General features: G+C 39.1%; 17 protein-coding genes and 2 pseudogenes. 13 read left to right on the top strand and 6 right to left on the bottom strand.

What is annotated here, in order from left to right; all coding sequences use genetic code 11:
• Window positions 1-77: 77 nt before the first annotated feature.
• The 4 genes from AC5EUN_RS07830 to AC5EUN_RS07815 form a co-directional block, all read right to left on the bottom strand.
• Window positions 78-1,046: an alpha/beta hydrolase gene (locus AC5EUN_RS07830; RefSeq protein ID WP_493352240.1), complete on the bottom strand. Its 969-nt coding sequence runs from the start codon at window positions 1,044-1,046 to the stop codon at window positions 78-80.
• Window positions 1,047-1,121: 75 nt separating this feature from the next.
• Entirely contained in the window at window positions 1,122-2,240 is a 1,119-nt protein-coding gene (locus tag AC5EUN_RS07825; RefSeq protein WP_493352239.1) for an NAD(P)-dependent alcohol dehydrogenase, read from the bottom strand.
• Between the two features lie 37 nt (window positions 2,241-2,277).
• Window positions 2,278-3,732 carry a benzaldehyde dehydrogenase gene (locus AC5EUN_RS07820; protein WP_109426799.1) on the bottom strand — a complete coding sequence of 485 codons (1,455 nt, stop codon included), beginning with the start codon at window positions 3,730-3,732 and terminating at the stop codon, window positions 2,278-2,280.
• A 253-nt stretch (window positions 3,733-3,985) separates the two neighbouring features.
• Complete coding sequence (locus tag AC5EUN_RS07815) at window positions 3,986-5,779, bottom strand: sigma-54-dependent Fis family transcriptional regulator (RefSeq protein ID WP_001177620.1); 1,794 nt, start codon at window positions 5,777-5,779, stop codon at window positions 3,986-3,988.
• Between the two features lie 295 nt (window positions 5,780-6,074).
• Between AC5EUN_RS07815 and AC5EUN_RS07810 the strand changes: the two genes are divergently transcribed.
• The 5 genes and pseudogenes from AC5EUN_RS07810 to AC5EUN_RS07790 all read left to right on the top strand — a co-directional run.
• A protein-coding gene (locus AC5EUN_RS07810; RefSeq protein WP_100222571.1) for an IS4-like element ISAba1 family transposase occupies window positions 6,075-7,165 on the top strand; the annotation gives its coding sequence in 2 pieces (ribosomal slippage) (window positions 6,075-6,615 and window positions 6,615-7,165; 1,092 coding nt in all).
• A gap of 223 nt (window positions 7,166-7,388) precedes the next feature.
• Window positions 7,389-8,678, top strand: a complete 1,290-nt coding sequence (gene salA, locus AC5EUN_RS07805; protein WP_000375182.1) for a salicylate 1-monooxygenase — start codon at window positions 7,389-7,391, stop codon at window positions 8,676-8,678.
• Window positions 8,679-8,731: 53 nt separating this feature from the next.
• On the top strand, window positions 8,732-10,087 hold the full coding sequence (locus tag AC5EUN_RS07800) for an MFS transporter (protein ID WP_001132921.1): 1,356 nt from the start codon (window positions 8,732-8,734) through the stop codon (window positions 10,085-10,087).
• 54 nt (window positions 10,088-10,141) lie between these two features.
• Window positions 10,142-11,032 (top strand): LysR family transcriptional regulator, encoded by an 891-nt coding sequence (locus AC5EUN_RS07795; protein ID WP_025465771.1) that lies wholly within the window; start codon window positions 10,142-10,144, stop codon window positions 11,030-11,032.
• Window positions 11,033-11,117: 85 nt separating this feature from the next.
• A pseudogene (locus AC5EUN_RS07790) lies at window positions 11,118-11,318 on the top strand (IS3 family transposase); the annotation flags it as partial.
• A gap of 511 nt (window positions 11,319-11,829) precedes the next feature.
• Here AC5EUN_RS07790 and AC5EUN_RS07785 read toward each other — a convergent pair.
• Window positions 11,830-12,900 carry an alpha/beta hydrolase gene (locus AC5EUN_RS07785; RefSeq protein WP_493352238.1) on the bottom strand — a complete coding sequence of 357 codons (1,071 nt, stop codon included), beginning with the start codon at window positions 12,898-12,900 and terminating at the stop codon, window positions 11,830-11,832.
• A gap of 335 nt (window positions 12,901-13,235) precedes the next feature.
• Here AC5EUN_RS07785 and AC5EUN_RS07780 point away from each other — a divergent pair, with 335 nt between their 5' ends.
• From AC5EUN_RS07780 to AC5EUN_RS07745, 8 genes are all read left to right on the top strand, one after another.
• A complete protein-coding gene (locus AC5EUN_RS07780; RefSeq protein ID WP_493352237.1) occupies window positions 13,236-14,417 on the top strand; it encodes an MFS transporter in 1,182 nt (393 codons plus the stop codon).
• A 162-nt stretch (window positions 14,418-14,579) separates the two neighbouring features.
• Window positions 14,580-14,963 (top strand): IS66-like element accessory protein TnpA, encoded by a 384-nt coding sequence (gene tnpA, locus AC5EUN_RS07775; protein ID WP_004762545.1) that lies wholly within the window; start codon window positions 14,580-14,582, stop codon window positions 14,961-14,963.
• The gene (tnpB, locus tag AC5EUN_RS07770) at window positions 14,960-15,295 is read left to right on the top strand and encodes an IS66 family insertion sequence element accessory protein TnpB (RefSeq protein ID WP_413131288.1); all 336 of its coding nucleotides are present in this window, start codon (window positions 14,960-14,962) and stop codon (window positions 15,293-15,295) included. Before tnpA (AC5EUN_RS07775) ends, tnpB (AC5EUN_RS07770) begins: the two co-directional genes overlap by 4 nt.
• A 74-nt stretch (window positions 15,296-15,369) precedes the next feature.
• On the top strand, window positions 15,370-16,995 hold the full coding sequence (gene tnpC / locus AC5EUN_RS07765) for an IS66 family transposase (protein ID WP_493352236.1): 1,626 nt from the start codon (window positions 15,370-15,372) through the stop codon (window positions 16,993-16,995).
• Window positions 16,996-17,306: 311 nt separating this feature from the next.
• A complete protein-coding gene (gene tnpA / locus AC5EUN_RS07760) occupies window positions 17,307-17,690 on the top strand; it encodes an IS66-like element accessory protein TnpA (protein WP_034589178.1) in 384 nt (127 codons plus the stop codon).
• Window positions 17,687-18,022, top strand: coding sequence for an IS66 family insertion sequence element accessory protein TnpB (gene tnpB / locus AC5EUN_RS07755; RefSeq protein ID WP_068523813.1), 336 nt, complete (start codon window positions 17,687-17,689; stop codon window positions 18,020-18,022). Before tnpA (AC5EUN_RS07760) ends, tnpB (AC5EUN_RS07755) begins: the two co-directional genes overlap by 4 nt.
• Window positions 18,023-18,096: 74 nt before the next feature.
• The gene (gene tnpC / locus AC5EUN_RS07750) at window positions 18,097-19,722 is read left to right on the top strand and encodes an IS66 family transposase (protein WP_493352236.1); all 1,626 of its coding nucleotides are present in this window, start codon (window positions 18,097-18,099) and stop codon (window positions 19,720-19,722) included.
• Window positions 19,723-19,835: 113 nt separating this feature from the next.
• Complete coding sequence (locus AC5EUN_RS07745) at window positions 19,836-20,729, top strand: LysR family transcriptional regulator (RefSeq protein WP_493352235.1); 894 nt, start codon at window positions 19,836-19,838, stop codon at window positions 20,727-20,729.
• A gap of 169 nt (window positions 20,730-20,898) precedes the next feature.
• Here the strand turns inward: AC5EUN_RS07745 and AC5EUN_RS07740 are convergent.
• Window positions 20,899-21,839 (bottom strand): annotated as a pseudogene (locus AC5EUN_RS07740) (IS5 family transposase).
• Between the last annotated feature and the right edge of the window lie 85 nt (window positions 21,840-21,924).

Genomic DNA, 21,924 nt, shown 5'->3' with positions numbered 1-21,924 from the left:
AAATTTTGGACAAACCCCACCTTCAGCAGAAATAAATTCCGCCGAATATAGGTGAGAATTAAATGTGAATCGTAAATTTATTTACGTTGAAATAAAGTAACCCAATCAGCAATTAAGTTCAGACTGTCTTGTACCGTGTCGAGAACTCCAGCCATTTCAAAGAAACCATGCACTAAACCTGCATAATTACGATGAAGTACATCCACACCTGACTTGCTTAGCAATTCAGCATATTGGATGCCATCATCTCTGAGAGGATCTAAAGATGCAGTTAATATCAGTGCTGGAGGCAGATTCTCATGTGACGTTGCTTTGATTGGTGAAGCCATCCATTCTTCAGCTTTTTTAATGTCTTGCAGATAGATCTTCATCATAATACTCATCTGATCTGCTGTTAATGGTGGGTTCAATGCATTGACTTTAAATGAATGATTTTTATCATTCTTAATTGTATTCAAATCTAAACAAGGATAAATGAGAATCTGGCAAGTTGGTGAATATTGCTGCTTATCACGTAATGCGAGGGCAACAGCGGCTACTAAATTTCCACCAGCACTATCACCAGCTAATGCAATATTGTTAGGGTCGATATCTAACTCTGGATGGTGGGAAAAAATCCAATTAACAGCATCAATTGCATCAAATATTGGAGTCGGATAAGGTGCTTCAGGGGCTAAACTATAGTGTACTGCAATGACATTTGATTGTGTGACAGTAGCAATATTTCGACAGACTTTATCATGGCTATTTAAATCGCCCATGAGCCAGCCACCGCCATGAAAATAGATAACAGCAGGGGCCTTTTTCTGTGCTGAGGGCTTGTAAACACGTAACGGAATTGACGTCTGATCGCGTGCATCAGCATAAGTATCAAATACATCATGCATTGGCTTTACTTCACCACCAACTTGCGGACCAAAATTCAAATACCATTGACGCATTGCTGCAATATTTGGTTGATCAACTGTACCTATGTCAAAAGGTGGTACTTCATTCTGCTCTAAGGCTATAAAGAATGAAGCCAATTGTGGATTCAAATTTTTCATTGATTTAGATCTCCATATTTAAAGGCAGTTTGAAAGATGAAACTGCCCAGTTGCTTAATACTTGATTTACTTAAATTATTCTTGAATACGAATAATAGGTTTCAAGGTAGTACCTGTTGAACTATCAATTGCAGCTTGGTTAATTTCATCAAAACGATAAAATTTAACTAATTTGTCAAATGGAAATAGACCTTGTTGATAAAGACGAACAAGTTCAGGAATAAATTTTTTCGGTGCGCTGCTACCTTCAACTACGCCAACAATTGATTTTCCACCTAAAAGTAGATCATTAACGTCAAATTCAGCATTTGTACCCAAAGGTGGTGCACCGACAACAGCAATTTTGCCTAAAAGCCCTAATGCATCTATACCTTGTTTTAAGATTTCTGGACGACCAGTAGATTCCAGCGCAAAATTAACTCCACCACCTGTTATTTTTTTAATCTCTTCTACAGGATTAACCAGTTTGCTATTAATAACGTGGGTAGCACCAAGTTCTTTGGCCAATTCCAAACGTGAATCAACAATATCCACAGCAATAATTGTTGACGCACCACAAACTTTAGCTGCTAATAATGCGCTTAAGCCAACTGCACCAGTTCCCCAGGTGACAAAGCTGCTCGCTGGTGTAACTTTTAATACATTGATTGAAGAGCCAGCCCCAGTTTGAATACCACACCCTAAAGGTCCAAGTAGTTCAAGGGGTGCCGATTTATCGACTTTTACAGCATTATTTTCACGGCTTAAAGCCAATGTGGCAAAAGAAGATTGGGCAAAGAAATGGTCATGAACAGGCTGGTGATCATGAGTGCAAATCGCAGTATGTCCATATAAATCAGTCCCACCAAAATTACGTCCAAAAAACTCAATGCAATAAGCTGGATTACCGGTATTACAGGAATTACATTTGCCACAATAACCATAGCTCAGCACAACATGATCACCAACTGCTAAATCTTTGACATTTGGTCCGATAGCTTGAATAACACCTGCACCTTCATGCCCAAGTACTGCAGGCAATGGGACAGGGTAGTATTGGTCACGTACAATTAAATCTGTATGGCACATGCCAGTAGCGACAATTTTAACTAAAACTTCATCTTCTACGGGCGGACGGATTTCTAGCTCTTGCAATTTAAAGTCAGTACCTTTTGCTTCAATGACTGCAGCTGTAATTTTAAGTGATTGGTTCATTTGAATTTCCTTATATTTTGTAAATAGCTTTATTAAATTAAAGTGGATAAAGTGGTGCTTGTGATTGAATGGTCATCCATTGCCATTGTGTAAATTCATCAATATTTGCAGGTCCACCAATACGTGTTCCATTACCAGATGCACCAAATCCACCAAAAGGATTTAGCGTTTCATCATTCACTGTTTGGTCATTAATGTGCAGCAAACCAACATGGAGCTGTTGTCCGAGACTGATACCACGTCCAGCATTGGAGGTAATAATCCCAGCTGATAAACCGTAATCACCTTCATTGGCAAGAGCTATAGCCTCTTCATCTGTTGAAAATGGAATAAGAACAGCAACAGGTCCGAAAATTTCTTCTGAAAATATTGGATTACTTTTATCGACATCTGATAGAACTGTTGGCTGAACAAAAACTCCATCTGCAGTTCCTCCAATTTCTAGTTTGGCACCATGTTGAACAGCATTTTTAACCAACTGAATCACACGATTAGCCTGTTTTACATCAATCAAAGGGCCAATAATGGTTGACTCATCTAGAGGGCTGCCTACTGAATAATCTAGAACTTTTTCAATGATTCGATTTTTTACTTTTTTATAAATTGATTCATGAATTAAAATTTTGCCTGACGTCATACAAATTTGACCAGAATGCAGAAAAGCCCCCCAAGCAATATTTGCTGCTGCAGTTTCTATATTTGCATCATCAAGAATAATAAGAGAGTTTTTACCACCTAATTCCAGAGAAACCTTTTTCAGAGTTTTAGCAGCATTCTCCGCAATAATTTTTCCAACTGCCGTTGAGCCTGTGAATTGAATGCTCGCAATATTTTTATCTAGGGTCATTGCTTCACCTACATCGGCACCACCAGGTAATACATGCAAAAGTCCTTCGGGTAGTCCAGCTAGTTCAAAGATACGGGCAATAATCATTCCGCCACATACTGCTGTGCGTTCATCAGGTTTTAAAATGACGGCATTACCCAAGGCTAAAGCTGGAGCTACAGCACGCATCGCCAGATAAAGGGGGAAGTTAAAAGGGGAAATTACCCCAACAACACCTAAAGGAAAGCGTCTCGCAATGCTTAATTTCCCATTAGTAGAGGGTAAGACTTGACCTTGTTCAGTCGTCGGCAAAGAAATACAATTTTTAAGAATCTGAATGGTAATCTGCGTTTCAAATGCAGCTTTCATTCTCAAAGATCCACTTTCTTTCATCAGCCAATCTATAATTTCATTTTGATTTTCTTGCGCAACTTTTACTGCATTTTCAAAAATATTTTGGCGATCTAAATACGTTTTTTGCCACCAAGCAATTTGCTTATTCTTCGCGATGACTGATGAAGCAGATACAGAATTTGCATCTGCGCAGCCAATTTGTCCGAGTATATTGGATGACGCTTTATCAATAACATCATATGATTTGCTTGCATCTGACCATTGACCATTAAAAACTTTTTTATTCCATAAAATATGATCTAAAAAGGGCATTACTTTTATCTCCATGTTCATACGTTAAATTCATTCATTGAATTTTGTACATATGGGATGATTGCATTATGCATGCCAAATTATAAGTATTTGTTATTTAGTGTTTTATTTTATTCACGAATAAGGGGTTGTCCAATTAATTAACAATTTTTGAATATTCATTGTCCATATTTTGGACACTTTAAAATTATAAAAAAACGGCAAATTTGCCGTTTTTTTACCTAAACCTCTTAGTAAAGAATAAAGAATAAAATCAGAGGAGATTAATATATTTATATATAGTCGTTCGTGAGATTTTCAGGCGTTTTGCAACTTTAGAAATATTGCCGTTTTCTTCATTTATAACGTATTGTATTTGTTCTTTAATGATGTCATCCAGTTTCAATTCTTTCTTTTCTCCTAATTGAGTTAAACAATAAGCAGGCAGTTTGGGTAAAATCAATTGTTCTAATTTTTGATTTTGAATATACAGCTTGGAAACTTTAACTACATTTATCAATTCCCGAATATTTCCAGGCCAATGATAATTATTAAAAGCATGTTCAATAGAACTATCCCAGTGTGCAATATTCTGAGACTTTAAAATATGGTGAAAAACTGAAGTTTTATCAATACGTTCACGCAATGGTTTTAAGTATATTTCAAAACCTTGTAGTCGATAATAGAGGTCACTTCTAAATAATTTAGCTTCGATTAAATTTTTCAGATTTTGATTGGTCGCACAAATTAATTTAAAATTGGATTTAATGGGTGTACGCCCGCCAACTCTGTAGAACATTTGATCTTGTAATACCCTTAATAGTTTGACTTGCAAATGCATCGGCATTTCACCTATTTCATCTAAAAATAAAATACCATCATGGGCTAATTCAATGAGACCTTTTTGCCCTTTATTTTTAGCACCTGTATATGCGCCTTCTTCATAACCAAAAAGCTCGGACTCTATTAGGTTTTCAGGTATTGCTCCGCAGTTGATTGAAATGAGAGGGATGTTCGATGAAAATCGTTCATGAATTTGGCGGGTAACGTAATCTTTTCCAGTACCTGTTTCGCCTGTAATCAGCACAGGAATATCAGCTAGCAGTGCTTTAACAGCTGTATTTACTTGTTGATTTTGGGAAGGAAGAGTGTTTTCGAAGTTTTGATAACTTATTTTCCCCCCATTCAAACTAGCATAAAAATAAGCATTATCTCTGCTTTGAATCAAAAGGTTTTTATGATCTAAAATGTCTTGAAAATTATGCTGAATAATAAAAAAATCAGATAAATACGAGTGATAAATTTGATCAAATTCAATATTTAATAGCTTAAGAGCCATTTGATTTGCCTTGATAATTCGACCAGCTTCATTAATTACAATGAGCCCAGCATAAGCCGTATCTAGTAAATCATTAGAGTGCTGAAAAGCAATAGTTTTTTCATTGGATCTGCAGTTGTTACGAATATAATTATTTTCTAAAACATGGCTTTGATAGAGTAAATGTCGAAACCAGTTACTTGCTAAAAGTCCATGTTTAGATGTGGTATCAATAGCACCTAATATTTGTCCTTCACCATTAAATACAGGAACTGAAGCACAAGAATACTCGGAAAATTCATTTAGATAATGTTCATGACCAGTCATGATGACCGGCTTTTTAGATAAAATACTGCAAACTGGTGCAATTGCACCAAAGCGTGATGGTTCAACAATTTGCCCTTGTTGTAAAAAATAATAGCTTTGAGGATCATTGTCAGCATGTTTTTCGGCAATAATTTTATAATTTTCATTGATGAAAAAAACACAAATATCCTGCTGGCTGAATAGCTTCCAAATGTCATGAATAACAGGCGTAATGAACTCTGCCAAAACCTTTTCACTTTTGTTTAGTCTTTCTAGACCAAGCTTACTTAATGCTGATATTTTTGTATTAGGATCCAACCCAGAAGCTTTGGCCAGTCTCCAGGCTCGAACAAAAGGGGTGTTTTCATCAAATGAATCTGGCAATATTCCAAATTTATAAAAATTTTGCTTTATATCTTTCCAAGCACTATTCGTAAGCTGCATAGTAATGTCCTTATCATGCGAACTGACTTTTATATGATGATCATCTAAAAGACAAACTGCCAGTTTATTTTGATTTCATATGCTGTTAATTAATATTAATATAGCTGAAAAACCTTAATCAATCAGAATACTATTTAACTCTATAAAAATACCTTTAGAGTATTTTTTTGAAAAATATTTTATAATTTAATCAATTATAAAAGATCATTACTTAACAAGTTTCTCTCTGTACACGACAAAAATAGATAACTCATTGAAATAATGTCACAATAATTGTTTTCTAACGACGAATACTATGACACATCTCAATGAGTTATATCTTATCTTAAACAAATCTCTAAAATGGAACAAGTCACATTTAAAGTGCTTTGCGCTCATCATGCTTGTGATCATTTTAAAGCAAACATGTAATCTTTCTTCTGCATCTAAAGCCTTGCCCATCAAGTGCTTACCACAATCATTTTATCGACGTATGCAGCGCTTCTTTGCAGGTCAGTATTTTGATTATCGTCAAATTTCTCAGTTGATTTTCAATATGTTTTCATTCGACCAAGTGCAACTGACTTTAGATAGAACCAATTGGAAATGGGGAAAACGAAATATTAATATCCTGATGCTCGCAATCGTTTATCGTGGAATAGCGATACCTATCCTTTGGACATTGCTTAATAAACGTGGAAATTCAGATACGAAAGAGCGTATTGCTTTGATTCAACGCTTTATAGCCATTTTTGGTAAAGACCGTATTGTGAATGTGTTCGCAGACAGAGAGTTTATCGGTGAGCAGTGGTTTACATGGTTAATTGAACAAGACATCAACTTCTGCATTCGTGTTAAAAAAACTTCATTGTCACCAATCATTTAGGAAAGAATCATAAAATTAGTGATTTATTTCGCCATCTTAAAGTTGGTCAAATTGAATGTCGTAAACGACGGATTTTGGTTGGTCGGGTGAAACTATATATAAGTGCACTACAGTTAGAAAATGGAGAGCTTTTACTCGTCGTTTCTCCTCAGTTTAATGCCAATGCTATTCAGGATTATGCATTACGCTGGGAAATTGAAACCTTATTCAGTTGTCTCAAAGGACGCGGGTTTAATCTTGAAAATACGCGCTTGACAGACCCTAGACGAGTGAAAAAATTGATTGCGGTGTTAGCTATAAGCTTCTGTTGGTGTTACTTAACGGGTGAATGGCAACATAATCAAAAAAAAGCGATAATAATAAAGAAGCATGGACGACTCTCAATGAGTTTATTTCGCTATGGTTTAGACTATGTTCAAATGGCGATTCAGCGTTTAATTGGTTTTGGGAAAAAAGAAGAGTTTAAGGAAATTTTGGCAATTTTAAGAAAGCAGAATCCTGATAGGATAAGGGTTCTGTGAAATTTGTCGTGTACAAAGCAAGTTTCTATAATTTAAACTTCATATCCTATTAAAATTTAAGTTAAAACTTAAATTAGGTCTTCCTAATTTTTATGTTAGTTATGTACTAATAAATTATTAATATCAAAAAATTAAATAGTATAAGGTAAAAAATATAAATTGGATTAAACATTAAAAATGGAGAATGATAAAAATTCAGATAAAACTAGTAAGGAATGCTTAAATGGATAGAAAAATTAAAGTTGCTGTGATTGGTGGTGGTATTGCTGGATTAGCACTTACAACTCAGTTAGTTAAGCTACGCCATCTTGACGTCCATCTTTATGAATCTGCTCCACAATTTTCTGAAATTGGTGCAGGAATTTCTTTTGGTGCGAATGCTGTTGAAGCAATCCATTTATTGGGTCTAGGTAAAGAATACGAGGCTATTGCTGATAAAGTAAAAGCACCCTATACCGATATTTGGTTTCAATGGCGGAATGGCTATACAGATGAATATTTATCAGCCTCTGTCGCACCAAATGTAGGGCAATCTTCTGTTCATCGCGCAGACTTTTTGGACTCTTTAATACCTCTCGTACCGTCATCAAATGTACATTTTAATAAGCGTTTACATGAAATAAATGCCACCAGTGATCAGGTAAAAATTACTTTTGCAGATGGACAAGAGATTGAATGTGACTTTGTAATTGGCTGTGATGGTATTCGTTCAGTAGTACGTGATCATGTGCTTGATTCACATCAACTTCCACGTGTTGCTGCTCAATTTTCTGGTACTTGGGCATATAGAGGTATTATTAAATTTAAGGATTTTCAGCAGGCCATCAAAGAACTCGATAATGATCTAGAATTGGCTGACGTTCCACAAATGCTACTAGGCAAGGATAAACATATTTTAACTTTCCCAATTCGCCAAGGTGAAGAAATCAATATCGTCGCGTTTAAGTCTGACCGTACACAAACAGTCTTACCAGAAAATACGCCTTGGACCAGATCAGTTTCCAAACAGGAAATGCTGGATGATTTCACAGATTGGAGCGATAGTTGTCAGGCATTACTAAATTTAATTGAAGCTCCAACCCTATGGGCACTGCATGAAATTCACCCCTTAAAAACCTATAAGAATAAGACAGAAAATGTGATTGTGATCGGTGATGCTGCTCATGCCATGTTACCACATCAAGGTGCTGGTGCTGGGCAAGGATTAGAAGATGCATTAATTTTAGCAAATTTGCTTGCCAATCAAAAGCTGACACATGAAACGATAAAATTAGTTTCCGGAATTTATGAGCAAGTACGTTTAGAGCGTGCTGTACAAGTCCAAAATACCTCTCATGAATCAGGTGAAATTTACGAACTTTCTTCACCTCAATATCCAAGTTTTAAAGAGATTGGTGCCCACTTAACGCATCGATTTGATTGGTTGTGGCAGCATTCACTTGAGCAGGATATTGAAACAGCCGCAGCATCATTGCAGCAACAGTTACAGCAGCTAGCAATAATAGCGGATTAAGTTTAGGAATCAAAACAAAAAAATGCACAATGTTTTGACCAGGGAGGTCAGTTATGCCAAATATTAATGCTAATGAAATTATAGATCATGCTCGATTGAAACCAATTCACTGGCGTGTGATTCTGCTTAGTGCATTGATTATTATTTTTGATGGTTATGATCTAGTAATTTACGGTGTAGCGTTACCAAAACTCATGCAGGAATGGCAAATTGATACCATCACTGCCGGTTTTCTAGGAAGTGTTGCTTTATTCGGCATGATGTTTGGTGCAATTATTTTTGGCAGTCTTAGCGATAAGTTAGAAAGCTACGGGTTTAGCCGTAAAAAACTAATTGTACTATGTATCATATTTTTCAGTGGCTTTACCCTGTCATGTAGCTATGCAACTAATCCGCAAAGCTTTGGTATCTTTCGCTTTCTAGCGGGACTTGGTCTCGGTGGGGTGATGCCGAATGTCATTGCCTTGATGACTGAATACGCACCGAAAAAATTACGTGCCACGCTCGTTTCACTGATGTTTAGCGGCTATGCTGTGGGTGGAATGTGTTCTGCGCTATTAGGGATCTGGTTAGTGCCACAATTTGGCTGGAAAATCATGTTTATGATGGGAGGCTTACCACTGCTATTATTGCCGTTGATTTGGTATCTGTTACCGGAATCAATTGATTATTTGGTCAGACGTAAAAATACAGAGGAGGCATTTAAAATTCTTAAACAAATTGATAACAGCCTCACTTATAACAACCAAATGCAGATTAGCTTGCATAATGAGAATCAAGCAGTTTCGAAATCACCTGTAAAAGATTTATTTGCAGAAAACCGGGGTTCTGTGACCTTACTTTTCTGGACCAGCGTATTTATGGCTTTAATTCTGGTTTATGCATTAGGCAACTGGTTACCAAAACTGATGGTTGAGGCAGGATATGATTTATCCACCAGTTTAGTTTTCCTTTTTGCATTGAATATTGGTGGCATGTTAGGTGCAATTTTTGGTGGATATCTGGCAGACCGTTTTAATTTAGCCAAGGTGCTATGCACTTTATTTGCTAGCGGCGCAATTGCCTTGTTCTTACTCAGCTATAGTCTGCCGACTTTCATTCTTTACATGTGTATTGCTGTTGCTGGGGCGGCTTCAATTGGTGGGCAGATTTTATTACTGGCATATATGTCACAATACTATTCTTCCAATATTCGTGCGACTGGTTTAGGTATGGCCTTGGGTGTAGGGCGTTTAGGTGCGATTTTAGGTCCAATCTTATGTGGTTGGTTGCTCAGTTTGAGTTTACCGCTCACTTATAATTTTATTGCTCTTGCCATTCCATGTATGATTGCCGTGATTAGTGTTTCAATGATTAACTATTATCTGAAACAAAAAAAATCAAAAGCTGAAATTGTACAAGCTCAATGATTGATTAAGGGAGTGTTGTAGCCTCCCTGATTTATATTTGGAATATTAAAATTGATAGATCTAAGTCTTATTAAAGTTTTTATTATCATCTATGAAACAAAAAATATTAGTCATGCTGCTGAAAAACTTAATTTAAGTCAGCCTTCCGTTACCTACAATCTCAATCGTCTGCGTAAATTCCTCAATGATCCCTTGTTTGAACGCGATAAATTTGGCGTCAAACCAACCAAGTTAGCTCAGATGTTATATCCAAGTTTCAGTCAGTCTATTGATCAAATAGAAACTGCCATCTCAGCAACACAATATTTCGATCCAAAAACCTCAAACCGAACCTTTCGTTTAGGTCTTTCGGATTTAGGTGAAATTTGTTTATTACCATCTCTAATTCAATATTTATCCAAAGAAGCGCCATTTATAAAAATTGAAATTGAAGAAATTCGCTCAGATCAAGTGGAAACATGGTTGATTGAAGGTTTTTTAGATGTTGCTGTGTTTAATAGTAGCTATACAGTCATGCCAAAAATAGAATCACGTAATTTATTTGAAGAGAGATATATGTGCATTGCCCATAAACAGCATCCACGTCTCGAAGATCATTTGAGTTTAGAACAATATTTAAAAGAAACACATGTAGCCATTAAATCATCTACTGGGCATATGGAAATTGATCAAAGGTTGAAAGAACTTGGCTTGAAACGAAATATCACGCTAGAAGTACCGCATTTCAGTGTATTACAAAATGTAGTAACTAACTCTGAATTACTCGTTACTTTACCTTCACGCGCGGCACAAGTGTACATGCAAAATAGTGAAGTTAATATTTTTGAATTACCATTTACTGTAAAGTCTTTTAATGTGAGTGCCAACTGGTATAACCACCATAATGACTTAGAGGCTCGTAATTGGTTCATTAAAACGTTACAAAAAATCTTCCAGCCTTTATAGTCTCACTAACTGTATCGATATACTCCTACTACTTAACCAGAAGTTCTAGTAGGGGGCTTTCTTATCCCAGCATAAGTAGTTGCAAGCCGTTGCTGAATCTTTTTTTAGCAAATTAAGGGAGGAAAGAATTAAAAAGTGGATCTATAAAACACGCGAAATGGCACGTGCAGATATGTTTGATTATATCGAGATGTTTTACAATCGGATTAGGCGCTATTCGCACCTTGATGGAATTAGCCCAGATGCATTTGGGGGCAGCTACAAAATGAAGCTATCTCGTGTCTAGAATATGGGGAGCAGTACGATAAAATGGCTATTCATCTTGACTGTAAATAAGATAAAAGTTACTTTATATCAATATTAATGAACTTAAAGTATCATGTACTCAATTTAACTTATGTTCACCTAGAATCTAGTTCACAATTAAATTTATGTTTAATAAACAATAAATTTAATTACTTAGCGCACTAAAGTGATAACTTATAAAATATTTGGTTCATGAACCTAGCTATGAATGCATATTTTCCTACTAAAAAGGTTTTAGGAAAAGGCTAAATTTGTCTAGGAGAGTAGTGGCAGTCCACCACTAATTAAAAGGTGTCTACAAAATCAGTGGCTATTCAAAGTGTCCAAATTGGGGACGATGTAAAGTAGTACAGATGGTAAAAATCTGCCTAATGTAATCAGAATAAGGCTAACTTTATTTTTCGTTCTCATCATGGTTGGGCAATAATATGGACTTTCAATTAAAAAATGCCAAGTTGGTTTGAGTCAGCACAACTTGGCTAAACTGAAGATTACTTCAAGTTTTTAGTAAAGAAGTCAGTTAATTTGTTAAAAGGGATAACATCAACTCGATCATATAGATCAACGTGTCCTGCACCCTTAACGTAGTACAACTCTTTAGGCTCACCAGCACGTTTATAGGCATCTTCACTAAACTCTTTGGAATGCGCTTGATCACCAGTAATAAAAAGCATTGGGCGAGGTGAGATGGTTTCTATGTCATTAAATGGATAGAAATTCACAAATCTAACTTCACTGGTTAAAGCTCTATTTTGAGTTTGTTCCAAAGTCTGGCCCGTAGGAATTGCTGCTCCGCGTGGTGTTCGATAAAAGTTATGAAATTCACTTACAATAGGATCGCTATTGGCATCGACTGTTTTAGGTAAATAGTTTATCCATTGTTTACCTTTACCTTTACCTTGAAACTCTGAGTAACGTTGTTCTGCTGCTGTTTCTAACATTTTCTTACGTTGCTCAAGCGTCTGGGAGTGATTTAAACCGTTACGTGTTACCGCACCCATGTCGTACATTGCAACAGTCGCAATGGCTTTTAAACGAGGATCTAATTTTGCTGCACTAATCGCAAAGCTACCGCTACCACAAATACCTAATACGCCAATACGATTACGATCAATAAAGGTTTGACTGCCTAAATAATCTACCGCAGCATTAAAGGCTTCTGTATAGAGTTCAGGGGCAACTAAGTTGCGAGGTTGTCCCTCACTTTCGCCCCAGAAAGGTAAATCAATTGCTAAAGTGATAAAGCCTTGCTCTGCCAATTTCTGTGCATAAAGCATTGAGCTTTGTTCTTTCACCGCTCCCATTGGATGTCCAACAATAATTGCAGGAGCTTTAGTATTCTTATTTAAATTTTTAGGAATCACTAAATTACCGACAACATTCATGTTGTATTGATTTTTAAACGTAACTTTTTGAATCGTGACCTGACTACTTTGATAGAAGTTATCTGCATCTTTTGGCATATCTGCCGCCATTGTTGAAGTTGAAGAAAATAAACCCATTGTGGCAATGAGGGTCGCTGTTAGAGTTGCATTACGGAATTTCTTTATATGTGATTGCATGATTCCAGCTTCCTGTAAAAAGATGATTCATAAATTTAGGGATTGAAAGGAGTTTATCTATTCTTTCCAAGAAGTATTAGCCTAAAAAAACAGCATAGACTTATGATTTATATTCATTAATTGGGTGGTGGGTATTTTAAGTAATTGAAAATAATGTATTTAAATAAAAATTATTTGATTTTTTAAAAGTGTAAATACTAAAAACTGCGAAAAATACGATGTTTATACTATTATGATTCATGAATTATATACATAACTCTATTCGGCTTAAGCTACTTATTCCAGTTGAACCTTATTTTTATAATTGCTACTCCAATTTCGAGTAGAGATAGTCAATGCTTAACCCTGAAGAAAAAGAAAGCCTCGTAGAAGCTCCTGCCTACTGGAGTGGGGTTTTTGCAATGACCTTATGTGTTTTTGCCTTGATTGCATCAGAGTTTATGCCAGTGAGTTTACTGACACCGATTGCAACAGATCTTCATATTACAGAAGGTTTGGCTGGACAGGGAATTGCAATTTCAGGTGCTTTTGCTGTGATCACAAGTTTGACGATTTCTCGCTTAGCAGGAGATATGAATCGTAAAACACTTTTGTTAGTTTTAACGGCCATTATGGCAGTTTCAGGTGCAATCGTGGCATTGGCGCAAAACTATACAATTTATATGCTAGGTCGTGCGTTGATTGGTTTGGTGATTGGTGGTTTTTGGTCGATGTCAGTCGCAATGGCAATGCGATTAGTACCAAGCTCACAAGTTCCTAAAGCATTAGCAATTTTTAACAGTGGTAATGCCTTGGCAATGGTGATTGCTGCTCCTTTAGGAAGTTATCTAGGCTCAATCATTGGTTGGCGTGGTGCATTTTTATGCTTAGTTCCTGTGGCTATCATCGCTTTTATTTGGCAATGGTTGAGTTTACCTTCAATGCCAGCTACTTCTCGTCAAACAGAAAAGCAATCATCCATTTTGGGGTTATTGCGTAATCCAGTCGTTATGATGGGTATGTTAGCGATCAGTTTATTTTTCATGGGACAGTTTTCTCTTTATACCTATGTACGACCATTTTTAGAAACCATAACCCGAGTTGATATTTCGACCTTGTCACTTATTTTACTAGGTATTGGGATTATGGGATTTATTGGCACTGCCGTAATTAATACGTTCTTGAAGCGTCGTTTTTATGCAACTTTGATCGTTATTCCTATCATGATGGCTGTTATCGCATTGTCACTCGTATTTTTTGGAACTTGGACGATTGTCGTTGCAGTGATGCTTTGCATATGGGGGTTCTTAGCAACAGCAGCACCTGTGGGGTGGTGGGGATGGTTAGCACGTACCTTACCTAATGATGCAGAAGCGGGTGGCGGTTTAATGGTGGCGGTGATTCAACTTGCAATTGCTTTAGGTTCAACACTGGGTGGAATTTTATTTGACCATAGTGGTTATCAGATAACTTTTGTAGCCAGTGCACTTATTTTGGTTATTTCTTCTATTTTGATATCACGTTTGACGACAAAGTAATCCAATTGAGTCGGAAACTCATAAACGGATATGAATAAAGAAATAAGCATTGTCACGAGCAGAATGTTGGATTAGAGTAAGCGTCCGCTGAACACACCTTATGAATTCATCCTATAAGCCTTAATTTAGTCCCCACTTAAAAACTAGTGGGGACTAAAATTTATGACTACAAATCACCAGACATCCATCGCATCTCTTGCGAAAAAACGAAGAACATACAGTGCTGAATTTAAACAGCAGATCGTTCAGGCTTGTAAAGCACCGGACGTTTCAATTGCTTCGGTCGCTTTGCAACATGGATTGAATACAAATCTTGTATCCAAATGGATTCGCTTAATTGATGGTAAGCCAGGGAATGATCGCTCACCACTACCGAATAAACCTGCATTTATTGCCTTATCCTGCTCTGCACCATTAGATCCTACTCCTACTGACATGTTAACGGTTCAAATTACTTTACCCCACTCAAAAGCAGAAATTGGCTTGAAATGGCAAGTATCAGAAATATCTGCTTTAGCAGAATTACTCAAGGCACTTGCAACATGATCCGCATTGATGAAATCTGGCTTTCTACCCAACCTCTGGATATGCGAGCAGGGATGGATACTATCATGGCTCAGGTGGTGAGAGCCTTTGGCTACATCAAACCGCATTGTGCTTACCTGTTCTGTAATAAACGTGGCCATCGCATGAAAGTGCTGGTACATGATGGACTGGGCATCTGGCTGTGTGCCCGGCGTTTGGAACAGGGTAAATTTCACTGGGCTCAAGTTCACCAAGGTGAAACCGTGGCCCTCAGCCCGGAACAGTTACAGGCATTAATCCAAGGTTTGCCCTGGCAGAGAATTGGATTGCAGCAAGTGGTGAATATGCTCTAAACCAAGCTCGACCATTCTGCCATCCTCCAAACGTTCTATTTCATTATCTTCATGACCTCAGGCATACTGCGGTCATGAATACGCTGCCTGACTTAAGCCAACTGACCCATGAACAACTGCTGGAATTCACCAGACAGTTGGCGCTGCAGCATCAGTCTCTAGCACAATCAAACCAGCAATTAGATGCCAGAGTTCAACATCTTGAAGTCACCAATCAGCAATTAGATTCTAAAGTTCAACATCTTTCTATTCTCAATCAAAAATACGAGCATGAGCTCGCACTATTTAAACAGCACAAATTTGGCAGTAAAAACGAACATCTCACCGCAAAACAAATCCATCTGTGGGACGAAGCGGTTGAAGAGGATATCGCAGCAGTTGATTTGGAACTGGAGCGGCTGAATGCAGATAAAACCGATGCAGCGACACAGAAAGCCAAAACCAATAAACCTAAACGTCGACTGCTACCCGATCATCTACACACCATCCGTATTGAGCATGAACCTGCATCAACCCAATGCAGTTGTGGCTGCCAGTTACGTCGTATCGGCGAAGATATCAGTGAAAAACTGCATTTCAGACCGGCACAGTTCTATAAGGAACAGCATGTGCGTGGCAAATGGGTCTGTGATCAGTGTGACACCCTGACTCAGCAAGCGATGCCCGCCTATGTGATTGATAAAGGCATTGCTTCACCTGAACTGCTCAGCCATGTGCTGGTATCGAAGTATGCCGATCATTTGCCGCTGTACCGTCAGCGCCTGATCTATCAGCGGGCGGGCATTGATCTGTCCAGATCTACTTTATCTGACTGGATTGGTCGCTGCGGTGTGGAACTGGAACCTCTGGCGAATGCCTTAAAACAGGTGGTGCTGCAACAGCGGGTGATCCATGCCGATGAAACACCAGTCACCATCATGCGGATGGGTGATGATGAGAAAAAACCGAAGAAAGGTTATGTCTGGGCCTATGCCACTACACAGTACAATCCAGTTCAAGCGGTGATCTATGACTTTCAGGATAGCCGTTCAGGTCAGCATGCAGAAGAGTTCCTGAATGGCTGGCAGGGCCATCTGGTCTGTGATGATTACAGTGGTTATAAAGCACGCTTTAAATCAGGCGATGTCATTGAGGTGGGCTGCATGGCGCATGCACGTCGTAAATTCCATGAGCTACATGTGACTGGGAAAAGTCAGATCGCTGAACAGGCATTACTGATGATTCAGAAACTGTATGCGATAGAAGCAGAACTCAGGAAAAAGACCGATGGTACAGCGGAAGACCGCCGCGAATACCGACAACTGCATAGTCAACCAGTGATGCAACAACTATATGAATGGCTCAACCAACATCATCTGACAGTGCCATCGAGTTCTCCCACCGCCAAGGCGATCAATTACAGCCTAAAACGTTGGCAGGCACTCTGCCGCTATCTGGATGATGGTAATTTGCCTATAGATAATAACTGGATTGAAAATCAGATGCGCCCCTGGGCGTTGGGACGTAAGAACTGGCTGTTTGCTGGCTCGCTGCGCAGCGGCCAACGAGCTGCCAATATCATGACTTTAATCCAGTCAGCAAAGCTGAATGGACTGGATCCGTATGCCTATTTAAGTGATGTGCTGAAAAGGCTGCCGACGCATAAAGTGACCCAAATAGAAGAATTACTGCCACACCGCTGGAAATCCGACCAAAATTAAAAAATAGGCATGGGATTCAGCGGACGCTTACGGATTAGAGCTTATATATTTCTTTTAATAATGAACGTGGTAAGAGGGAAATATCTCGTTCAAATCTCTTATAGTTTTTAAGAATTATAGATTTTTTATTTTTAACTTCAATTACTTGTGCGAAGCATAACAGATGATAGAAATACGAAAATTTATGAGTAAGGAGCTAAAATGGGATAGAGTCATGAATAGGATGTAAGCGTCCGCTGAACACACCTTATGAATTCATCCTATAAGCCTTAATTTAGTCCCCACTTAAAAACTAGTGGGGACTAAAATTTATGACTACAAATCACCAGACATCCATCGCATCTCTTGCGAAAAAACGAAGAACATACAGTGCTGAATTTAAACAGCAGATCGTTCAGGCTTGTAAAGCACCGGACGTTTCAATTGCTTCGGTCGCTTTGCAACATGGATTGAATACAAATCTTGTATCCAAATGGATTCGCTTAATTGATGGTAAGCCAGGGAATGATCGCTCACCACTACCGAATAAACCTGCATTTATTGCCTTATCTTGCTCTGCACCATTAGATCCTACTCCTACTGACATGTTAACGGTTCAAATTACTTTACCCCACTCAAAAGCAGAAATTGGCTTGAAATGGCAGACATCAGAAATACCTGCCTTGGCAGAATTACTCAAGGCACTTGCAACATGATCCGCATTGATGAAATCTGGTTGTCTACTCAGCCCATGGACATGCGTGCAGGTATGGATACGGCCATGGCTCAGGTGGTGAGAGCCTTTGGCTACATCAAACCGCATTGTGCTTACCTGTTCTGTAATAAACGTGGCCATCGCATGAAAGTGCTGGTACATGATGGACTGGGCATCTGGCTGTGTGCCCGGCGTTTGGAACAGGGTAAATTTCACTGGGCTCAAGTTCACCAAGGTGAAACCGTGGCCCTCAGCCCGGAACAGTTACAGGCATTAATCCAAGGTTTGCCCTGGCAGAGAATTGGATTGCAGCAAGTGGTGAATATGCTCTAAACCAAGCTCGACCATTCTGCCATCCTCCAAACGTTCTATTTCATTATCTTCATGACCTCAGGCATACTGCGGTCATGAATACGCTGCCTGACTTAAGCCAACTGACCCATGAACAACTGCTGGAATTCACCAGACAGTTGGCGCTGCAGCATCAGTCTCTAGCACAATCAAACCAGCAATTAGATGCCAGAGTTCAACATCTTGAAGTCACCAATCAGCAATTAGATTCTAAAGTTCAACATCTTTCTATTCTCAATCAAAAATACGAGCATGAGCTCGCACTATTTAAACAGCACAAATTTGGCAGTAAAAACGAACATCTCACCGCAAAACAAATCCATCTGTGGGACGAAGCGGTTGAAGAGGATATCGCAGCAGTTGATTTGGAACTGGAGCGGCTGAATGCAGATAAAACCGATGCAGCGACACAGAAAGCCAAAACCAATAAACCTAAACGTCGACTGCTACCCGATCATCTACACACCATCCGTATTGAGCATGAACCTGCATCAACCCAATGCAGTTGTGGCTGCCAGTTACGTCGTATCGGCGAAGATATCAGTGAAAAACTGCATTTCAGACCGGCACAGTTCTATAAGGAACAGCATGTGCGTGGCAAATGGGTCTGTGATCAGTGTGACACCCTGACTCAGCAAGCGATGCCCGCCTATGTGATTGATAAAGGCATTGCTTCACCTGAACTGCTCAGCCATGTGCTGGTATCGAAGTATGCCGATCATTTGCCGCTGTACCGTCAGCGCCTGATCTATCAGCGGGCGGGCATTGATCTGTCCAGATCTACTTTATCTGACTGGATTGGTCGCTGCGGTGTGGAACTGGAACCTCTGGCGAATGCCTTAAAACAGGTGGTGCTGCAACAGCGGGTGATCCATGCCGATGAAACACCAGTCACCATCATGCGGATGGGTGATGATGAGAAAAAACCGAAGAAAGGTTATGTCTGGGCCTATGCCACTACACAGTACAATCCAGTTCAAGCGGTGATCTATGACTTTCAGGATAGCCGTTCAGGTCAGCATGCAGAAGAGTTCCTGAATGGCTGGCAGGGCCATCTGGTCTGTGATGATTACAGTGGTTATAAAGCACGCTTTAAATCAGGCGATGTCATTGAGGTGGGCTGCATGGCGCATGCACGTCGTAAATTCCATGAGCTACATGTGACTGGGAAAAGTCAGATCGCTGAACAGGCATTACTGATGATTCAGAAACTGTATGCGATAGAAGCAGAACTCAGGAAAAAGACCGATGGTACAGCGGAAGACCGCCGCGAATACCGACAACTGCATAGTCAACCAGTGATGCAACAACTATATGAATGGCTCAACCAACATCATCTGACAGTGCCATCGAGTTCTCCCACCGCCAAGGCGATCAATTACAGCCTAAAACGTTGGCAGGCACTCTGCCGCTATCTGGATGATGGTAATTTGCCTATAGATAATAACTGGATTGAAAATCAGATGCGCCCCTGGGCGTTGGGACGTAAGAACTGGCTGTTTGCTGGCTCGCTGCGCAGCGGCCAACGAGCTGCCAATATCATGACTTTAATCCAGTCAGCAAAGCTGAATGGACTGGATCCGTATGCCTATTTAAGTGATGTGCTGAAAAGGCTGCCGACGCATAAAGTGACCCAAATAGAAGAATTACTGCCACACCGCTGGAAATCCGACCAAAATTAAAAAATAGGCATGGGATTCAGCGGACGCTTACAATAGGATTAATAAATCATACGTTTCTAAGTGGTATTATTTCTAATATTAACGCTTAAATTACTGAACCATAGAGGGTCTATATGATTACAAAAGAAAACTATAATGATCTATATGCCTTTCTGATGGTGACACGTGAAGGAAGTTTTACTAAAGCAGCAGGTAAGCTAGGTGTTTCCCAGTCTGCTTTGAGTCATACCATTCGTGGACTGGAAGAGCGTTTAGGGATGTTATTGCTCACTCGGACTACACGTAGCGTTTCGCCGACAGAGGCTGGTGACAAGCTAAGACAGACGATTGGAGCGAGTTTTGATCATATAGATAATGAATTATCATTACTGTCGAAACTAAGAGATACACCAGCGGGAAATGTAAGAATAAATGCAAGTCATCATGCTATCCGTTATATGCTATTACCGAAATTAAAGCAATTAACGCAGCTTTATCCAGATATCAATATTGAGCTAACTGCAAATAATGGCATGGTTGATATTGTAGCGGAACGTTTTGATGCAGGGGTTCGTTTTGGTAGTCGGGTAGCGGAAGGAATGATCGCTGTTCGGATTAGTACAGATGTCAGAATGGTTGTGGTGGCATCGCCTGAATATCTTGCGCTAAAGGGCATCCCAGAAAAACCACAAGATTTGATTCAACATAACTGTATTGGCTATCGATTGTCTACTCAAGGTGGATTATATCAATGGGAATTCTTGGTTGAAGGCATTGAAACTAAAATTAAAGTTTCTGGGCAATGGGTCTTTAATGATTCTGAGCTTATTGCTGATGCAGTATTAGCTGGAGAAGGCATTGCTTACATTCCTGAAGAGCTTATTCAGGACAATTTATTACAAGGGCAATTAATAAAAGTATTGGATGAGTATGCAATAGCCTACCCAGGATTTCATTTGTATTATCCTCATCGTAGACAGCAGTCACCAGCTTTGAAACTTGTTATTGATACATTAAGAATAAATTAAATCATTGTTGGTGGCACATTAAGCTCATGGGAGTTCTGGCTATTTCTTTACGAAATGAGACCTTGAGGAAAACTTGTTTAACTGAAGCAAATATAAAAGTGCATTACAAATTTGACTGGCTTTGTTGCACAAAGATTTGAAATGCAAAGCGCTCCTAATTGAGCCAAATTTAAGGCGTAACTTGGGTAACTGGTCGACCTAATTCCGTAAATCTGTTGAAGACTGCTATACGTGCATGAATTTCATTCACCTGACTAGGAAAGCTTCTTGCCATTAATTTATCGCCTAATAATTTGATGCAATGCATCTTAGTTTCAACCAAACTGCGGCGATGATAGCCTGACCATTTTTTCCATAGTGTCCTGCCTAAACGTGTAACTGTTCGAAGTAATTCATTTCGCGCTAGCGAGCTACTCTTTGTATCTTTCCATGGTTTCGCATTTTTTCTAGGTGGAATCACCGCATGCCCTTGCCGATCTGCAATGACCTGACGGCATTGCTTGGTGTCATAAGCTCCATCGGTATAAACAGAGTCAATCTGCTCATCTTGAGGAATCTGATCGAGTAAATCACCAAGCACTTGTGAATCACTCACATTATTTGTAGTGAGTTGAATAGCGCGTATTTGAAGGGTTTTGGCATCTATACCAATATGAAGTTTACGCCATTGGCGACGATATTCAGGTCCATGTTTCTTGCGTTTCCATTCGCCCTCACCTAGAAACCTCATCCCTGTAGAGTCTATGAGTAGATGCAGCCCATCGCTACTTTTTTGGTAGCTGATAGCAATATCAATATGCTTTTGTCTTCTACAAAGCGTACTGTACGAATAGCACTGATATTCGGGGCTGCTCAGCCGCAAAGTTTAATCAGACTTTGCACAAAGCCAGTGACCATACGTAAAGATAGACGGAATAAGGATTTAATCATTAAGCAGCATTGGATAGCTGCGTCGGAGTAGGTTTGATTTCGCCCTTGTTTGCCTTTTGATGGATCATACCATTGCGTAGCAGGATCAAACCAAATGGCAATATTTCCGCGACTCATGAGTGCTCGGTTATATGCGGGCCAATTGGTTGTGCGGTAGATTTTGTGTGTAGGCTTCTTCATTTGAAAATTATATCGCTGAAAAAGCCTTTACAGATAGGTTTGTGCAACAAAGCCGCTTTAATGTAAAAGTCCCCATAAATCTATG

The organism is Acinetobacter sp. CAU_H_S170_2 (assembly GCF_058890445.1).
This window is presented reverse-complemented; position numbering and strand designations above follow the sequence as displayed.